Below are 19,051 nucleotides of genomic sequence, written 5' to 3'. Positions count from 1 at the left end.
TCAATTATCTTTCTAGCTGATAACTGTTGTAATTTTATTCTTCAAGTTACCATTGGAATCATATTGATAGTTCGTTTGGTATTTAAGAACAGTTTGGGATAATGTTAATAAATAAGGCGTAGAAGAGTTATCACCACTAGCACCTGAAACCTTAATATAATAGGTATTGCCTGCACTTAACTGGACCAACACACTTTCATTTAACCCCGATTTATGTAGGCCGGCAGCTATAATATCCATTGAAGCGTCATAAATATATACATCGTAATTTCTATCTACAGGCACTCCTAACGAAAGCTTATCGACTCCACTAGTTGGTGCCGTAAATTTATAAAAATCCACGTCAGATGCTGAATTGATTAAAGATGAGTATGATTGTTCCAAACTTGTGCTATATGCTGAATCAACTGTATCGCCTGTTTCTAATACTGGAATGATATCCTGTCTTGTTGTAACATTAATAGCGTTACTGCTAGAGGACATATTCCCTGCTTTGTCTTTAGATTTTATTGAAAAGATGTATGGTGAATTTGACGTTAAGTTAACTACAGTATAGTTTGTGTTATTTTGATTCGTAGAACCAATTAATGTTGAACCACGATAGATATCGTATCCTGCTAACCCTGAAGTGGCATCAGATGCCGATGACCAGCTTAAGTCAACGGTATTATTGGTTGTATTGGGGCTTAAAAGATTGGTTGGTGTGGTAGGAGGTATTACATCAATGTTGGTGACCGTAAAGACATATACGGAAGATTTAACATCAGATGCAAAGGCTGTGTAAGTACCATTTTGATTAATTGTGAATGTTGCATAGCCATCGTTGCCACCATTATTAGTAGCTGTAATCATGGCACTTGAAGGAAATGTGGATGTAGTGTAAACACCTAGCGCTAGGCCAATAGTGTCTACTATATCGCCATCTTGTGCATTGGAAGATGCAGATATATTAATTGTAAGCGGTGTTTGATTTGTAGGAGTTGTGTTGTAATCCACTGATATGTCCGGTGGTGATGTAATCGCTAATGTTTCCATACCATCTGCCATGGCTCCGCTGCTTGATAAAAATGTAATACAAATGACTGTCATCAAAATTAATGTGATAATTGATTTTAATCCCTTTTTTTGGACAATATGCATCAAAACATTCCCCCCCATTATATAACTACGGATCTTCTCTAGAGTTGTCATTTTGTAAAGTCTCCTTTGTATTTTTCTAAACAGTTACATACACTCTCTCACTTAAAAAACAATAATAAATGTACTTCGAAATATGAAGTTATACCTCCTTATAAGAATTTATTACTTACCAAATTGGATTTTGTCCAATTAAATTCTAATTATAGTTATTGGGATTATTTATGTATAATGTAAAAATTGTTATGATAAATAGCTTCTAATATATGAATCATATTTTTGGTTGAATTTGTGAGGAGAGAAGAGAATAAAGCCTCTTTTATCTCAATCATGGTCAAGCAATCATTAATAATCTGAAAAACTGGCTAAACGGACCCGTTCCGTTAGAAAGACCGACTCTACTCCGAAATTAGATGTGTGACGAAGGGATGAACTTTGTTCCACGCGACTATGAGGTTCATATCATTACACACTTCAAAGGACCATCTCATTGAGAAGCATTTTTCGCGGTTAACAATACATGTTCTTGTCCATGTCGGCTAACGATATATGTTCTTGTCACTGGCTTTTGACAAGAACATATATCGTTAAAAAGAAAAAAGCCGTAGTTAGCGGCTTCTTAAGCGTATATGTTCTTGTCACTCGACAATAAAGCTGCCGGTTAATCCGGCAGCTTTATTCCAGTGACTTTTCAAAATACAGCTGCCGAATGCCGGCAGCTGTATTTTGATCGATTGTTTTATCTTAGATTATGTGCTATTAAAAGCAAATCTCCTTCGTTTACTCAATATTCTGCCCTTTAGTTGAATAGTGGCGGCGGACCTCTTGGGGAGAATCCGCGCTGCAAACTCATACTAAAAAAATCGGCTTTAAAGTTATTCCTACGTTTTCCGCGGTTTCGTTGAGGTTTTTTTGGTACCTCGTTAACCAACGTTCGACAATCTACTTGCTCACAATGGCAGTTTCGGGAACTATCTAACTGTTGTTTCGGGAACAATGGAAGAATTGATCACGTCCTTGCAGCAGTGCTGGCAAAACCATAGTGTGTAGTTTCCACGTTCAATAGACGTATGGAATTCGACCGCAGCATTGATATCAGGAAAATCAAACCATCCTCCATCCCGGCGATCCTCCCGGATGCCTTTATAGGTTGTCGCTTCCTTGGATTTCTCCCAAGTACAACCAGATCGATGAACTTTTACATATCGAGTTGGCTTATCGAAATTCACCCAAATCGCTGAGTTCATTTTCCACATCTCCTTTAAGATCAGCCTAAACTTATCATATTACAGATTGGAATTTCCTTGAACCTGCGATTTAAGTGCACCAGCCCGGCGTTATGCTTTTTTCAAACTTAATTGGCTTCCCGTAGAGAAAGATTAATGCTATTCGCTTTTCGATTATAGGGTGGTACGCTCAAGAATACATAGAGCGTAACAAATGTAGAAAGTGAAAATACAATGAATCGGCGATATACTGCAAAAATTTAATAATCCCAACGCCTGGTCTTGCAATACAACTACATTATTTTTTTTGAACAACCCAGAATCTTAGAAGATCCATACTACAAATTATTGGTTCATTGCATATTTCAAGTCTTTGAATAGATTCACAGAATGTAAACTTCGCTTCAGTTATACATTTAGCTATTTCTTCATTACTTGGGAAATGACCGAATGTAAGTGTATTACCTTCATAAAATATTCTATCACCGAAATCAATTAACCTATTATCCCGTTGACCTTCATCCCACAACCTCCCTTGTTCATCCCACCAATCCTTTCCAACAATATCACGATCTTCTGGAGTGACAAAAATTAAATAGCTATTAGGTTTTAAAACACGGTAAATTTCCTTCAACGCAGAAATTCGATTAAATTTACCTGGAATAAGCATAATGCCACAGTTAGAGATAAACGCACCATCAAATGAATCATTAGGGTATTTCAAATCAAGCATATCCCCTTGATTAAATTTAATATCTACATTTAATTCTTGAGCGTATTTCTGTCCATTTTCAATTAATCTATCTGAAAGATCTATCCCTTCTATTGATGTATACCCTTTATGATATAAGCCAAAAGTACTTCTACCTGCACCACATGCAAGATCAATAATTTTATCATTAAAATTGAAATATTTTAATGCCATAATTTCTTCAGAATTCCATAATCCCACCGTTTCTACAACCTCTGTGTAAGTATCAACAACACTTTTTTTATTATATACATTTCTCATAAATTCGATATCAATTTGATTTTTCTCAGACATACTTACAACCTTCCCTTTCATTGTTAATTTTTAATTATTCTCTCTTTCTATATAATTAATTATGACAACGTCATAATCTGTTCTGGTACTGTTTTGCTATGTCATATAAAGCACTTTCGAAAATTGTTGAAATATTTTCAATTGAATATTTCGCAACAGATTGCATACACATTTCAGGCGATGGCAGAGCAATTTCATCATGAATAATTCGTTTCAATAAATAGCTGAGTTCATTTAGGTTATCTCGATTGTATAACCAGCCATTTAACTCATTTACTATTTCACGCGGACCATGAAGGCAATCACTTGATATTACTGGTATTCCCCGTGATAATGCTTCAATAAGGACTAATCCGAAAGACTCAGATTCAGACGATAGTATCAATGCTGTACACTCTTGAACAAAATCCCAAGGATTTATCTTCCAACCATGCCAAGTGATATTATTTTCAATACCTAATTGTAAGGAAAGCTCTTTTAATATTCTAAATTCATTACCATCACCAAATATATGCAATTCAAAATTATAGTTATTTAGTTTTGAAAAAGCCAAGAGAATATTATCGATTCTTTTTATTTTTTCCAACCTACCTAAAAAAAGAAATTTCGGAGTTTTAGATCGTAATACCTTTTGTGAGTGTGTAAGGTCAACTGGATTATGTATATTTATTACAATTTTCCCCTCAGAGTATAATTCTACATCTTTTTTTCCCCCTTCACTTAAAGACAAATGGCCATCAGCAAAAGTTAGATACTTCAAAGATCCTTGGTAGGTTTGTAGATTTAAATGAAGCCAACTTACAACAAATGCTTTTGATGATAATTGTATGGTAGCTAATTTTGCAATTTTTGTTGCTGCTGTTCCTAGCGTGATAATAAAATCTACAGGTTCCAACTTGAGTAATTCTTTCGAAAAAGTATTAACATAATTCGGAATCAAATGAAAAAAGAATTTTTGATTCATATTTATTGTGTTTAAACTTCTTTCCCAATACGAATCATCAGATTCCTCAATTAGAATAATATTTACTTTATTTTTTTTCGATAGTTCCTTGTAAATTAATGTAATCGATGTTTCCATTCCTCCTCTTCCAGAGACTTTCTCTATAAAAAAAACAATATTCATAAATCTCACCTCAATATATATTCAGTTTTTTATGCACCGGGCAAATACCCCCACAGTTGATGATATAGTGATTTATTTTCTTCTAGTAATTCAAAATGGTTACCCTGCTGAATGATACATCCATTTTCCATCACAATAATAGTATCTGCATTTTTAATTGATTTGATTCGATGTGCAATTACAATCACCGTTCTTTCAAGTTCTTTAGCTTCATCAAGAATGGCTTTCATTACAGCATGTTCAGTATCAGTGTCTAGAGCAGATGTAGCCTCGTCAAAGATCCAAATTGGACGGTTAATTAATAGCGCACGAGCTATTGCTAGCCTTTGTCTCTGCCCTCCAGATAGAGAATTACCTTGTTCTTGAATAGACGTATCATATCCATCTTCTAATTGTTCAATGAAATCATGTATCTGAGCCAAACGGGCTGCTTTGATCATTGAATTATCATTAATATTATTATCTCCAAGCTTTAAGTTTTCTCTAATAGTACCCGTAAACAATGTAGGGCTTTGTGGGACATATGTCACCAAATTTCTTGCGCTTTTAGCATCGTCAAGTGGGTTAAATCCTCTTATCAAAACGCTTCCCTCTTTTGGAAACAACAACCCCGATAATATCTTTCCAAGTGTAGACTTTCCTGAGCCACTTGGCCCTGTAACTGCAATAAAAGCACCCTTTCGTATTTGTAGACTTACATCATTTAGACTTGCACTATTATCAATATCTAATTTGTTTTCATAAGTAAAGTTAACTTTACTTAGTGCGATCTCAAAATCATCTGTATTTGATGAAGTTACATCAGATGATTTTGGTTCTTTATTAGCATGTAATATTGAAAAAATCCTAGAGGATGAGCCTAATGATTCATGAATTTGACCCCAGATTCCTCCAATATTTTGGAGTGGACTGTTTACTCTCCATATAAGTGTGAAGTAAATAACCATGGACCCAAGAGCAAGTGACTTATTAATATACATGTATCCAATTACCAATATAGTCCCAATTATCATTAAGTTTGAAAGCGTTGTCGTAAATAATGAGATTAATTGGTACAACCACATTCGTGTTGTATAAAGAGCGTTTAGCTTTTTCCTCTCAATTTCGAAACGACTTAGTATCCAATGATAAACTCCAAAAGCACGAATCATATCCATACTTTGCAATGAATCTTGCTGTATCTTTCGTAGTATTGATTCCTGATTTGATATTCTCCATCCAATTGTATTTAATTTTTTGCGAAGTAAGTAACTCGATAATAACATTAATGGCGAAACGGCTAAAATACACAATGCAATTTTCCAATTTACCCATAGGAGATATACTGCTGCAAGTACTAACATCACTACTTGGTCAACCAAATTCCCTAATAATAATGAGATACTCGATGTTGTCTTAGGGGTATCTACTGTAATTCGTTGAACAATGTCCGAAGAATGTATTGTCTGAACATTCTCTAAAGGTAAATTATGTGTAACATCTACAAGCTCTGTCATGATGTTAGTATTTAATTCAAATATTGTTGTAAGCTTAATGTACTCGCTTATAAGGGTTAGGATTGCTAGAATAAAAAATATTATAATAAATACAACTAGTAATGTAGGAATAGCCTTGTATTCACCAGTCTCGAGTTTATTTATTATTGTACTTACGAATAGTGGATCTAGCATCATTGATACAGCTTGAGATAAATTAATTATCATTCCAATAGTAAAAATTGTTCTTCTTGAACCCATCCGATCCCAAAGAAAGCGAATAACTTGAATTAATTCTGGTTGAGTATAACTACTATTGTTCATCCTTTTTCTCCATTCTGATTTTCTCCTCTGTATCAATACTGACTAATTGAGAGTACCTTCCGTTAAGCTTTACTAACTGTTCATGCGTCCCAGACTCTACAATCCCATCTTCTTCAATTACAATAATTATATCTGCGTCCCGAATCGTTGATAAACGGTGCGCAACTATTAATACTGTTCTATCTTTCATTAATTTTTTAAGTGTATCCTGCATTGCTCGTTCATTTAAGTTGTCGAGTGAAGCTGTTGGTTCATCTAGAAACAACACCTTTGGATTGCGTAGAAATGCACGTGCAAGTGACAGTCTTTGTCGTTCACCTCCAGATAGTCGATATCCCCCTTCGCCAATTTGAGTATCGTATTTATCCGGAAGCAATTCAATAAAATCATGAGCGGATGCTAATTTAGCAGCTACAACTACTTCATCAAGAGTTGCTTCTAATCGACCTACTCGAATATTATCGAAAACAGAGGAATCTAAAAGTGCAGTATTTTGTGGAACGTAAGCCACATTCTTCCTCCAACTACCTAAATTATTCGTTTCAAGAATTGTTTCCCCAAATCGGATCTTCCCTTCTTGTGGTGTGTATAATCCTAGAGCTAGTTTAAGTATGGTACTTTTTCCACCACCACTGGCTCCCACAAGTGCTGTAGTGCACCCAGCTTTAACTACAACTGATAAATTATTCAACACTTTTTGTTCCTGACTATATTTAAATGAAACATTATCAAATACTAGATCGCCATTTGACGGGAGATATCCCATTTCTTCAAAATCCACTTTTTTCACAGTGGGATCTACCATGTCAAATACACGTCCTGCGTGTGCAAGTGAGTCCTGAACAGAAGTCCATGTATTTATCAAATAAAAAATAGGATATAGTAACTGTTCGAAGGTTATTAGAAATGCAGCTACTACTCCAATTTCTATTTTCCCTTGACTAATTAGCCAAGCCCCCGCTCCAAATATATAAACGACTCCAATGTAGTATCCAATATAAACTATCAGATCTGACGAATTTTGTAACAATTGAATTATCGTTCTACCTTTATGAGTTAATTTAACTTGAGACCTCCACTTTTTAATAAATCTCTCGCCAAGATTAAATACGCGTATAACTTCAGGTGCCTGCATTTGATCTTGCAGCTGTATATCTTGAAGTGCTTGAGATATATTTGTCTTGGATTGCCAATTTCGAATTGGTTTCGCTAATAAATTACTTAAAAGTGGGATAATGATTGCTATTACTAAAGAACCAACTAACAATTCCCATGAAATTATTGTTAGATAAGCAAGCAAAAATACAATGGAACATATTCGCTCAATTAGTTTTGGTATCTGTTTATTAACACCTTCTTGAGAAGAAACAGCTGATTGATTAATTCTCTGAATTTTATCGCCTGTGTGCCATTTATTAAAATCTAGTAGATTTAATGTAAATAAGCGTCTCAAAACCTGCAACTGGAGATCTAAAGTTGATTTATTTGACAAACTCTGCGAAAACCAACCTCTCCCGATTTCAAGTAAAAGACTTACTAAAAATACAAAAATATAAAAGTACGTAGACGACCAAAGTTGAGTTAAAGATTTTTCATAAACTGCATTAAATAATCGACGTAATGCTTCTGCATTACCAACAGGAATCAATGCAGATAAAACTGTTATCATAGCTAAAATACAGTATCGTATCCAATAGCTACGTACCCATTTAGCTAATTTAATGAATATATAGAAACTACCTGACTGTGAGTGATCTTGATAATTGCTCACAATTCTCACCACCTCACTACATTAATTTTTATGTAATTCGTAGAACGTACTTATTTGATTTGATTTCTTTACAAATAGTTGAAACCTGTCCAAGTAATAATTTTCTGGTATAGTGGGTAATAAAGTATCCCGAATTTTAACTGACCTGGTATCAGTTAAATATACTTTCTTTGAAATTCTTAACATTTCTTCAAAGAAAATTGGAAGTAAGCTTATCGGTACTAATTTCCATAAATCCGTAACAATCAAAAAATCGTATTCAAAATTTTTAGCGTTAGAATAAAATCCAACTCTATGACTTACAGAGGGGGTCTCCTCGCCACTAACTAAAGACATGATATCTATTGATTGGTATCTTCTAAAAAGGTCACGTGACGTACATCCTACTATCATATTTTTCCCACTTAATAACTCAGGAAAAACATTTATAAAACAATCATAGTCGATAGATATTTTTGGAAACTCATTATAGAAATGTTTGTACAAGGAAATTACATAATGTTGTGTTGGAAGGCAGAACAATTCCACTAACATTGTCCTATGTTTCTCAACAAACCAAGTACGATCCTTATAGGGAATTCTTTTCTCCTTTTGAGAGTTCATCAGGACTAATCCACGAATATCCTGCCGTGTTTCTATCTCAATTTCAACTCCATAATTTAATATCCTATATCCGAGCTCAGAATCTTCTAATCCATTACCTTGAAAGTTCTCATCAAAAAATCCAATTTCATTAAAAAGTTTAACTTCAATTGATAATAATGATGAATTTACCAACATCCATTTCAATGATTCTCTATCCGGTAAATCTTTACTTACAATTCTAAATTGTGAAAGTCTATTATCACCATATGCCATCAGCAAAGGGTGATTAAACACTATTTCAGGATTTTCATTATAAAAGCTATTATTAATAATGTTTGTAAATGGATGGTTTTCTGGTTGGTACAAACCATATAAGAATCCTACAAAGACCTTATTGTTACTTGACTTGTGACGCTTAATTACATCCTCAATTAAAGTGACTGGTACAATAATTCCCTCTTCAATAAATAGGCATATTTCGTGGCGACATAACTCTATCCCTTTGTTTTTCATACTTGCAGTTTGAGAGTTACTAATAATTGAGTATCGAATTATTAATTCCTGATTAAAAGTAGATAGAGTGTCATCCAAATTGGAATGTTGCCTGCCAGCGATTATTATTACCTCAAATAAATGATCATTTAACTTTGTTTGTCTCGATAAACAAAGTAGAGTCCGTTTTAATAGGTGGGCTTGACCGTTCGAAATTATTACTACACTGACTTTCACGAGGGGCCTCCTTATAAATAGGAATCTCTATTCTTTAAGCTGCAAACTATAGATTTTCAAATTGTTAACATTAGTGATTTCTTGCAAGTTGTAAAACTTCTCGATTGTTAACTTATTATTGTTGCTAGAATCAAATTCTATATCTTGGCTATCAATTACCAATACTATTTTTGCAATACGCAGCATCTCTTTAAGTAGAGATTCCAGGATTTCAGTAAGAAGAACCTTCCATATGTCCGTTATAAGGACTGTACCGTAATATTTATCATCACAAAAATTCAATAAACCTAATCTCAACGCTACTCGTTGCTGTTCATTGGGAAAGACGCTCAGTTCTTCAACAAGTTCTTGCTTAACAGTTAATAGTGTTTCTGCTTCAATTTTATTTGCAAACGAACTAGACATACAACCAGTAACCATAAATGGCCTAGGGAAGTTTGTTAGAAAGTTGGAATATAAACCTCCAAAATTGTAATCTTCAGGGATAGCTCTAGCACCATCAGTTATCTCTTTTATAATATCTTCAAAATCATATGGCAAGTGGTTACACATAAGCATTACTTCAATTGAAAATGCCTGATGCTTTTTATAGAACTTTACTAGATTTGACTTATTTGTTAATTTTATTGGTTCGAATTGCTCATGCGGCAAATGAAGTGCTCGAATTCTTCTATCCGATCGAAACTTAACACGAGATTTCCACAATCGATATCCGAGTTCAACATCTTCATGCCCCCACCCTACAAATGACTCATCAAATAAGCCAACTTCTAATAATATTTTTCTCTCAACAGAGACCAAACATGTCCAAAAGTATGCCCAAGGTGCTGGAGAAAGACATAGATTATTGTTATAGAATTCGAATCGAGATAATCTTGAGTCCGGATACGCAGCTAATAACTTAGTTCCCATGCATTTTTCAGGTGTTTCTGAACCCGCGATCTGCTCTAAATAACGAGCCACAGGATGATTTGGATTTTTTTGATTCATCCCATGAACATTGCCTATACAAACTGTTGTATTATTCTCATTGTGAAAATTTATTATATTTGATATTAATTCGGTACCAACTATGATACCTGTATCTAAAAAAACACAAATATCATTTTTAGCTAATAGTATTCCCATATTCCGAGCACTTCCGGCCTTAAAACCTTTATCAGATTGGTAACAATATCTTATATCTAATTGACTCTCAAACGAACAGGTGATTGCCTTTGAATCATCACTTGATCCGTCATCACAGATGATAACCTCAAACTCAGACGATGATATGTTCTGATTTTTTAAGCAAAGTAAAGTTCGCTTTAACAAGTCAGATCTATTATAAGTCGGTATTATTACGGACACCTTCATAATAAATTCACTCCGGTTTTATTAATAATAAAATAGGTACAATACTATGACCCGGTATTAACCGAGTTAAATTACTGTACCTTTCCTTGAAGCTTATACACTAATTGATTTTTCAAAAATAAGACTATCTAATGTGAAATTAAAGTTTTCAGATCCTTGTTCTTGTTCTGCCTTAATTAATCGATGCAGAAATAATGCTATCCCTGCAGAGCCAGTTCCGAAATCCGTCGACAAACGAAGAGCTTGCTCTCCTGGGAATACTAATCCATTATCGCGCTTAATACCAAAACGCGCTACACTGTTTCCAACTCGATTTGCTTGGTCTAGGTAAGTTTTATCTTGTGTATGTTTATACATATCTAGTAGAAAGTTCCCAAGTCCTGATAGGCCTCTGAATAGCCCCGGCGTCGAGGTGTATTTCCTAAAACTATCAAGGGATAACTCTTTAAGAATATCTAAGTATCGCTTGTCATTAGTTACTTTCCAAAAGCGTACAAGTGAAGTGCCTACACCTGCACTCCCTTCTATCCAATAGTGTGATAATACTTTCATCCCCTGTGTACCAATAGGACCACGCGGCATACTCATTGCAACATTTGGCAATTTGATTAAATGCGACAAATCATGTTCTAAAGCTTCTTTTGCAACAACCAATACTTTTTCAATACCCGTAACTAAATTGAGGTATAACAAAAATAAACCAACACCAGAGGAACCTAATGCATAGCCGAGCTGTGTTCGACCTTCAGCGTCTCTCCAATAGCTAACTTCTCTATCAGTAATTTTTGTGTTTACTAATCTATCACCAATTTGAACAGCTTTATCCAACCACTCCTGTTCACCGGTTTGCAAATAAAAAAAGAGACATGTTAATCCATATCCTGCAGCCCCATAATAAATATCAGCAGTTTTGAATAGTAAGGTATGACTATGACTTTCCCGCATAATTTTCAGAGACTCTTCTTTGTATCCTGCTTCCCATAGGCTCCAAGCGACACCAGATGATCCAATATAAAGGCCTGGCGGGTATGTGCTATTATCAATTGGCTTGGACAGAATCCAATTGATAATCTCTTTAGGTACTTCTGACACTAATTTAGATAACGCATAAGCCACACCTGCTGCACCGTGTGCAATGCTATTTGGGTTAGTTACAAAAACAAGAGGATCCGCCGGAAATAATCTAAATTTTTGATTATAATCTGCCACATCATAAATATAGGTGATACAAGCATCTATAGCATCAGACAATTCTATTGTCTCATGTGAATTTGCAAAACTTGTTGTCATTTCCAAATTATAACTTTTGCTTAATTCCTCAATTATATATGAAATATCTGGTCTTTCCTCAGGCTTCTCCCTATTGCAGCTTAAAATTAGCTTTCGCAATTCCTCTGGAATGCCCAAGTCTTGTCCACCAATTTCAACCAAATCTTGAGTTACTGATTTGTCTAGTTGCGATAAGTTAACATTTGATGGTCCAATCATACCAATGAAGACTGCACCTAGCGAATATATATCATCTTTAAAATCAAATTCACGAGTTGTCGGTGTAAAGCCTGGAGTACCGAAATTACTCAATGGTTTATCAACATCTATCTCCCAAGCTGCTTCAAAATCTATAAGCTTTACCGTTCCAAATTCTATGTTAGTTAAAATTATATTAAGTAAAGAAATATCGCCAAGGATTATATTTCTTTTGTGAATCTCTTTGATTGCAGCAGCTAGGTTAGCCCATATTTTTACTACGGATTTTAGAAATCCTTCTCTTTCATCTAACGAACTACTATTTTTAATAAATGGACTTTCTTTTATTGCAAACTGCCCGAGAGTAGTACCAGGACAGAATTCTTCTACTAAAAATAAGTGTTCCCATTCCCAAAAGAGATCAATTGGTTTAGGTGTTACTCCTGTATTTGCTAGTTTGGTAAGTATTCGATACTCTTTCTTAAGCCTATCAGTCGCATCTTGACCATACTCATCGATACCTGTATGAGGACGAGCCTCTTTTATTACCACCGAAGCCCCTGTATCAAGATCTGTAGCAAAATAAACACCACCGTTAAGTGAGTAATTTAATGATGTATGTACTTCATACCTTCCCTGGTTCAATAACAATGAAAGATCGTTTTCTTCTGGTTCGTCTGGAAAAGGATCTGTCACCCAATACGGAGGATTCCAAAAGGGTAACCGTTCATCAAGAATCTGCCTATTATCTGGAGTATTCAAAACATATTGCCTGGTACCTTTAACAGTTAGCACCGATTCTCCAGAAATGCCACCATAGCGATAATGAACTACACTCGAACCAGGGAACCTTTTGTCGGAAAGAATGTGCGGTCCAACAAAGTCTTTGAGTTCCTCCCCTAATTGGGTTACTAATTCTTGAAAATGTTGATCATTTTTAGGATAGATAGTAATTATTTTACCTCCGGATTCCCTCCCCCATCCTTTTGATGTCATTCTCGTCACCATTTGTCGATCCAGGGTAAATTTATAAGGGACAGACTCTCGGAAACATATTTTTGATACACGCGAGAGAATGCTTACACAGTTGTCTGGCCTTGCTGAAATATGAATCTTCCACCCCTGTACAACTAAGTCAAACTCAGGCGGTAGCACTTGGAACCACATCCCCCTCCTCAGTATTTTCCATCCTTCTGGGAGGGTAGATTGTACAATTTCAAACATTTCATTCGTAGGTCTGTACGAATCAAATGATTCATACCATTCCTTGTTTACAAAGGTATATTGTAAGTGATACTTCCTGTCCATGAAAAATATCCCTCCTTATGTATAAAGAAAGCTACTAGTGAAAATATTAGTATTTCATAAAATAATCGGAAGGGGGGAGGGTACGTAAAGCGCTTTCAAAAAAAGAAATTATTCATCTAGACAGTATTGCAGCTATTGGTATTGCATGATGAACAACTTTGAACAAAATCCGTTCCAAGGTCTTCTCTCTCTTCCAACATTTGCAGAGCCAGAATTTTCGTCATTTAAGCCTCACCTCCTTTTTCGCACCCCTTCCCGCAAAACCATTGTAAGCAATTGGAAATATAGTGTCAACAATTAAGTATACTTCCTTTTTTTATTAAATTTTACTAAAGATGAGATATTCCTACTTGACTATCATACTACAATGATTGTAAATTCTTATTATTTCATACAATATGATCCTTCATCCCATCATTTGATGATAAGGAAATGCAAAAAAGGGAGCGAGAATTATTGGATTCTTTTCGTTCGTTTTCTCTTAGTAATGGTTTAAAAGTGTATATTTCGGAAACTCATAGAACACCAATTGCATGTTTCCTAATATGTTACGGAGTCGGAAGTGGGTTAGAAACACTAGGTTCTTCCGGAATTTCACATTTTTTAGAACATATGATGTATAAAGGTACCAAAACACTCCCTGCAGGAGCTATCCAAGAATGTATATGGAATCTTGGTGGACAACAAGATGCTTTAACTTCTCTTGACTATACGTACTATTACACTCTACTCCCCTCGAGAGAAATTGAACTTGCAATGAAAATTGAAGCAGATCGTATGCAGAATTTACATTTTAGTGATAACCAAGTTTTACTTGAGCGCCAAGTAATTTTAGCTGAACGTGCAGCAGCTATGAATAGCCCAAAATCTAGATTGTATGAAGAATTATGGTCAACAGCTTTTCGTGAATCACAGTACAGAAATTTAACAATCGGTTCAGTTGCAGATATTAATTCTATTAACACTTTTACACTGCAACACCATTATAAAAAATATTACCGCCCTGATAATGCTTCAATAGTTGTTATTGGTGATTTTAATTTAGAGAGGGTAATACGACAGATAGTGAAAAACTTTGAAGTCATTCCAGCTCCTCCACTACCTCTCCAAGTCGAACGAATCAATGAACCAATTCAAGTTAGTGAAAGACGCTCTTTAATTAAAGTTCCTTCTAGAATTGCATATCACGCTATTGCTTGGAAAATTCCAGGCGATGGCCATCCTGATATATTTGCGTTTGATTTATTAAAAACACTTCTCAGTGGGGCACCTTCATTTATAAGAGGACGTAGTACAATAGGAGCAACGTCCAGCCTCTTTTTTGAATTAGTTGAGAAACATAATAGAGAGTTAAGATTTGTACAAAGCTCAGTTCTCCATACAAAGAGTAATAGTTTATTTGTAGTTACTGGTGCATTTGATCCGAAAATCAATTCTTATTCAGCAGAAAATATTATTTTAAAGCACATAGAGCAAATAAAGATTAAACTCATTGATTATACGAAGCTAGTTTATTCTAAAGAACTAGTAAAAAAGCAAATTGAGTTTGCAGAAGATTCTGTCCTTACTCAATCTATCAACATTGCTAAAAATATTATTAGTTCAGGCTATCCAAGAACTTTCAAAGAATACCTGGATATAATTAGTGGAATTTCTACTGAAGATATTATGAGAATTGCTCAAGAATATCTTATTCCCGAGAACCGATCAATTGTCACTCTCTTACCAGACGAATCTATATCAAGCCAGAACGGAAATTCATATGCAACTGACCAATATACTCCAGCAATAGATGAAAACAAAATAGGTAAAGCTCAACCCATATCAAAATACCTTGAAATACATAGATCACCTAATAAACCAGTTCATATACCTGACTTAATTAATCCAAAAAATCTACAATTGGTTATTTTGGACAATGGAATGCAATTGATTATTTATAGGAACTATTTAAGTAAAACAATTTCGGTTAGATTTTCACTTGTAGCCGGTGCCATACTTGACCCTCCTGGGAAAGAAGGTCTATCGTTTCTTTCGAGTAGGATAGCTACTGCCAAAGTACAACTTTCTAATTGTGATGGTATTGAAATTGACATAACATGCGATATGGAGTTGGTAACGGTAAACTTAACTTGCACAAAAGAAGATATTTCTAAAAGTATTCAACTTCTAGCAGAAATCATTAACAATCCAAATGTTGATGATAATACGTTTCATTGGATAAAAGCTGAAAAAAAGTATAGTACTAAGCCCCACATATCAAAACTTTATCCCCAGGATCATATTCTCAATAGAAACATTGAAGGTTCCACTAGATCACTCAATAACATTACTTCTAATGATGTAAACACCTTTTTTAAAGATTTACTTCCGAATAGATGTATATTTACTGTTGTTGGTGATATAGAACCTATCAGTACTATTAAACTTATTAACTCAAACTTTATGAACTGGAATGGAATAAAAACCCCACCGAATATTCCATTGGCTAGTCCCGTGAAAAGCAGTTATGAACATCAGTTTCAAGCTTCTAATTTGACCGATATTAAATATATATGGGCAGGAGTAAAAAGAAACGATTCTGATTTCATGAATCTTGATCTGCTCTCTTACATTCTAGGCAAAAAAAATTATAATTTAGGCGGACGATTATGGAGAGTGATGCGTGAAAAGTTCGGTCTGTCATATTATCAGCATGTTTACTATGATGCCACGGGCTATCAATCACCTTGGATATTAAATGTAGGTGTCGGACATCATAATACCGAAAAAGCAATTGCAATCATAAATATAGAAATTGAGAAATTAAAAGAGCAGCTAATTCCGTATGAAGAACTTGAGACTTTAAAAACTTTTGTTATTGGAAATATGCATATTCAATTCGAGAACAATAGTACTATAGCTTATTATTTAGATTTATGTGTGCGATACGATTTAGGTCTTAATTATTTAGTGCAACTTCCTCTTGATTTAAATAAAATTTCCTCAAAGCAATTACTGGACACTGCCAATATTTATTTAAATAGTTCTTCACTCGCCCTTTTAACAAATGGACCTAAAGGTATTAATGGGAACGAACCAATTCTAGGAACTAATATTTGATTTCAAGTTGCTCATATTCCTACTGAAAGAAGGGTTCTTTTTATCATGTATACAATTTTACTAGATAAACACTATTCTTCTGAAAAGAGTACCAGTGTACAAAACATTTCTAGAAATTTGGAAATTGTACTTAGAAAGAAATATACAATCGAATATTTACCTACTGATTCGGTACACTGGTCAGATTCTCATTTAAAAGACTGGCTCCTCAATAATGCATTGCATTGTAAAGTGTATTTAGGGAGCGGTTTCAGAGTAATTAAATTATTAAAGCAAGTCAGCTGGGGTGGAATCGTAATTTACAATGTTTTAGGTGATCTGCCTAGAGGAGCATCAGGTCTAAGAGCTTCGATTCCATTTTTGTCAAGATTTGATATTATTTGGTGTACTTGCGAGTCAGATAAGAATATATACGAAAGATTAATTGAATCTAACGGATTTCAGCCTCAGATTCGCATCATTCCTTTTGGAATCGATACGAATATATTTCAAAAATATGATAGTATGACCAAGCAAGAAATGCGACATAAATGGGGATTTGAAAATGATGAAATAGTTATTGGCTACATAGGTAGAATCAGCCTTGAGAAGAATGTTCATTCATTAATTGAATTATTTAAATTCCTTAATAATTTTAATCTAAAAACTAAACTCCTTTTAGTCGGAAAAATTGACAATGTGCCCTTTAAAGAATTTAATATTTGGCCTGCAAATCTAGAAAAAAATATTATGGGTTTGATTAATTCACTCGGCAGTAAGGTGTCCTTTATTCAATGGGTAGAGCATTCTCAGTTGGTTGAAATCTACAATTCAGTCGATATACTACTCAACTTAACTTTACATCACGATGAGAACTTTGGTATTTCGCAGGTTGAGGCTATGAGTTGTGGAGTTCCTATTGTGTGTACTGCCTGGGGAGGTCTTAAAGATGTTGTAATTGATACTGTAGGTTTTGCCGCTGATACATGGCCAACAGATTATGGAATTCGTTTTAATTCTCCAAAGATAATATCTTCTCTACTTAAATTAATAAGAGCCCCTAGAATTAGAAAAGAACTTGGTGAAATGGCTGCAGTTCGCTCTCATAGAGAATATTCTTTATTAACATTTCAAACTAAGCTATTGGAATTAATAGATTATGCAATTAGTCAAGAAAGAACAACATGCCACACTCCCTCTTATACACCATTCGGTTTAAGTTATAATTTAAAATTTAGCTATCACTCTGAAAATAATAATGAGCTTATCCCCCATTTCCCTCAATACAATAGCGCTGCCGATCCATTCTATAGAACTTTAATTCAACCATATGCTTCACATGATGAACCTGAACAAACATTTAGTGTTCATAGTTACTACTATCAATCACTATCTGGTGTAATAATAAAGGATTACTTCATGCCATCGGACTTGTTATGGTCAAGAAGAGTCTTTTTAGAAAATGAAGAGATTGATTGTTTGAAACTACTTTCTAGGTACTCTCTCGAATCAGGCAATGATCTTCATCACTTCAGAAGAATAATCCCATCATTAATAAAAAAAGGGCTAGTTGGTGTAACTCAAGATAGCAATCTCAATTGGGAGGTTCAGTTATGATTAGCTCAATTTACTTACCTCAGTTTGAATATACAGTAATAAACACAGCAAAAATCGATAAAACAAGCTTTGCATATGATCTGCTGGATTACTCGCATATATTAGAAAACATACTATTAGAGTATAATATGCCAAAAGTATCTCAACCTTTACAAGAAGTTTTAGCAACATCAATTCCACTAGATCACAGCAAATTAATTCCCATATTCATTGAAGAAGCAAGATATAAATTGAATCTATACCTTAGTAAACTATCTAACACTCATACTTGGGAAATGCCTTCAAGGCTTATACCCTCACTAACTGATAGAATCAATATAACTTGGGTCGTTTCTGTAAGTCTTCCTAGTATGTCTTTAACTAAAGGCCGTGTCGGAGTATACAAAAAAAATGGTAACGAATATGAAATTAAAATCGCACTTGGGGTACCTAAAAATAATATTTATATGCACCACGGGATAATTATTCGAGGTATTTGGTGGTATATTACTAAGATTATTATTTATGATGTAATTGGATCCAAATATTCTAATAATGAGAACAATAATTTTTATAGAGCTGCACATATTTGTTTGCAAGCACTAATGTCTTATGAGGGTAAGGTCAGTGAAGATAATGTTAGAGAACACCTCATAAAACAAGGAATGTACCTTTCAGTCAAATTATATGATATTATCAATCAATTAAAGCCAGAAGAATGGGTCATTCATATTATTAACTGGATTGATGACTTAGTTAACTATAAAGAAATCAGAAAAAAGAATTCGACATTTTAATTACTATTATATTATCATCCCTTACGTT

The 19,051-nt window shown here is 34.4% G+C and carries 13 protein-coding genes; 3 read left to right on the top strand and 10 right to left on the bottom strand.

The genetic code is table 11. From position 1 onward, the window contains the following. Nucleotides 1–12: 12 nt before the first annotated feature. The 10 genes from AC0YN4_RS27755 to AC0YN4_RS27710 form a co-directional block, all read right to left on the bottom strand. Nucleotides 13–1,191, bottom strand: a complete 1,179-nt coding sequence (locus AC0YN4_RS27755; protein ID WP_475783940.1) for a fibronectin type III domain-containing protein — start codon at nt 1,189–1,191, stop codon at nt 13–15. A gap of 917 nt (nt 1,192–2,108) precedes the next feature. Then, nucleotides 2,109–2,384: a hypothetical protein gene (locus tag AC0YN4_RS27750; protein ID WP_475783941.1), complete on the bottom strand. Its 276-nt coding sequence runs from the start codon at nt 2,382–2,384 to the stop codon at nt 2,109–2,111. A 277-nt stretch (nt 2,385–2,661) separates the two neighbouring features. Then, nucleotides 2,662–3,429, bottom strand: a complete 768-nt coding sequence (locus tag AC0YN4_RS27745) for a class I SAM-dependent methyltransferase (RefSeq protein ID WP_475837304.1) — start codon at nt 3,427–3,429, stop codon at nt 2,662–2,664. 49 nt (nt 3,430–3,478) lie between these two features. Further along, on the bottom strand, nt 3,479–4,534 hold the full coding sequence (locus AC0YN4_RS27740) for a glycosyltransferase (protein ID WP_475783943.1): 1,056 nt from the start codon (nt 4,532–4,534) through the stop codon (nt 3,479–3,481). A gap of 29 nt (nt 4,535–4,563) precedes the next feature. Continuing rightward, a complete protein-coding gene (locus AC0YN4_RS27735) occupies nt 4,564–6,333 on the bottom strand; it encodes an ABC transporter ATP-binding protein (protein ID WP_475783944.1) in 1,770 nt (589 codons plus the stop codon). Then, on the bottom strand, nt 6,323–8,104 hold the full coding sequence (locus AC0YN4_RS27730) for an ABC transporter ATP-binding protein (protein ID WP_475783945.1): 1,782 nt from the start codon (nt 8,102–8,104) through the stop codon (nt 6,323–6,325). Before AC0YN4_RS27730 ends, AC0YN4_RS27735 begins: the two co-directional genes overlap by 11 nt. 21 nt (nt 8,105–8,125) lie before the next feature. After that, nucleotides 8,126–9,418: a glycosyltransferase gene (locus tag AC0YN4_RS27725; RefSeq protein ID WP_475783946.1), complete on the bottom strand. Its 1,293-nt coding sequence runs from the start codon at nt 9,416–9,418 to the stop codon at nt 8,126–8,128. A 27-nt stretch (nt 9,419–9,445) separates the two neighbouring features. Continuing rightward, complete coding sequence (locus AC0YN4_RS27720) at nt 9,446–10,774, bottom strand: glycosyltransferase (protein WP_475783947.1); 1,329 nt, start codon at nt 10,772–10,774, stop codon at nt 9,446–9,448. Between the two features lie 93 nt (nt 10,775–10,867). Beyond that, a complete protein-coding gene (lanKC, locus tag AC0YN4_RS27715) occupies nt 10,868–13,549 on the bottom strand; it encodes a class III lanthionine synthetase LanKC (RefSeq protein ID WP_475783948.1) in 2,682 nt (893 codons plus the stop codon). A 116-nt stretch (nt 13,550–13,665) separates the two neighbouring features. Next, the gene (locus tag AC0YN4_RS27710; RefSeq protein WP_475783949.1) at nt 13,666–13,773 is read right to left on the bottom strand and encodes a class III lanthipeptide; all 108 of its coding nucleotides are present in this window, start codon (nt 13,771–13,773) and stop codon (nt 13,666–13,668) included. 232 nt (nt 13,774–14,005) lie between these two features. On the opposite strand from AC0YN4_RS27710, the gene AC0YN4_RS27705 reads away from it, so the two are divergent. The 3 genes from AC0YN4_RS27705 to AC0YN4_RS27695 are packed head-to-tail and all read left to right on the top strand — an operon-like array spanning nt 14,006 to nt 19,023. Continuing rightward, nucleotides 14,006–16,651, top strand: a complete 2,646-nt coding sequence (locus AC0YN4_RS27705) for a M16 family metallopeptidase (protein WP_475783950.1) — start codon at nt 14,006–14,008, stop codon at nt 16,649–16,651. 45 nt (nt 16,652–16,696) lie between these two features. Beyond that, nucleotides 16,697–18,247 (top strand): glycosyltransferase family 4 protein, encoded by a 1,551-nt coding sequence (locus AC0YN4_RS27700; protein ID WP_475783951.1) that lies wholly within the window; start codon nt 16,697–16,699, stop codon nt 18,245–18,247. Further along, nucleotides 18,244–19,023 (top strand): hypothetical protein, encoded by a 780-nt coding sequence (locus AC0YN4_RS27695; RefSeq protein WP_475783952.1) that lies wholly within the window; start codon nt 18,244–18,246, stop codon nt 19,021–19,023. The genes AC0YN4_RS27700 and AC0YN4_RS27695 overlap by 4 nt, the downstream gene beginning before the upstream one ends. The last annotated feature ends 28 nt before the right edge of the window (nt 19,024–19,051 follow it).

This window comes from Paenibacillus sp. J22R3, assembly GCF_056269305.1.
Note: the sequence above shows the minus strand (reverse complement) of the source record. Positions and strands in the feature narration are given on the sequence as shown.

What these genes read in the sequence shown, in the direction of transcription:
- AC0YN4_RS27755 (WP_475783940.1), bottom strand. Translation starts at nt 1,191, where the DNA reads ATGACAACTCTAGAGAAGATCCGTAGTTATATAATGGGGGGGAATGTT.
- AC0YN4_RS27750 (WP_475783941.1), bottom strand. Translation starts at nt 2,384, where the DNA reads ATGAACTCAGCGATTTGGGTGAATTTCGATAAGCCAACTCGATATGTA.
- AC0YN4_RS27745 (WP_475837304.1), bottom strand. Translation starts at nt 3,429, where the DNA reads ATGAAAGGGAAGGTTGTAAGTATGTCTGAGAAAAATCAAATTGATATC.
- AC0YN4_RS27740 (WP_475783943.1), bottom strand. Translation starts at nt 4,534, where the DNA reads ATGAATATTGTTTTTTTTATAGAGAAAGTCTCTGGAAGAGGAGGAATG.
- AC0YN4_RS27735 (WP_475783944.1), bottom strand. Translation starts at nt 6,333, where the DNA reads ATGAACAATAGTAGTTATACTCAACCAGAATTAATTCAAGTTATTCGC.
- AC0YN4_RS27720 (WP_475783947.1), bottom strand. Translation starts at nt 10,774, where the DNA reads ATGAAGGTGTCCGTAATAATACCGACTTATAATAGATCTGACTTGTTA.
- lanKC (WP_475783948.1), bottom strand. Translation starts at nt 13,549, where the DNA reads ATGGACAGGAAGTATCACTTACAATATACCTTTGTAAACAAGGAATGG.
- AC0YN4_RS27710 (WP_475783949.1), bottom strand. Translation starts at nt 13,773, where the DNA reads ATGACGAAAATTCTGGCTCTGCAAATGTTGGAAGAGAGAGAAGACCTT.
- AC0YN4_RS27700 (WP_475783951.1), top strand. Translation starts at nt 16,697, where the DNA reads ATGTATACAATTTTACTAGATAAACACTATTCTTCTGAAAAGAGTACC.
- AC0YN4_RS27695 (WP_475783952.1), top strand. Translation starts at nt 18,244, where the DNA reads ATGATTAGCTCAATTTACTTACCTCAGTTTGAATATACAGTAATAAAC.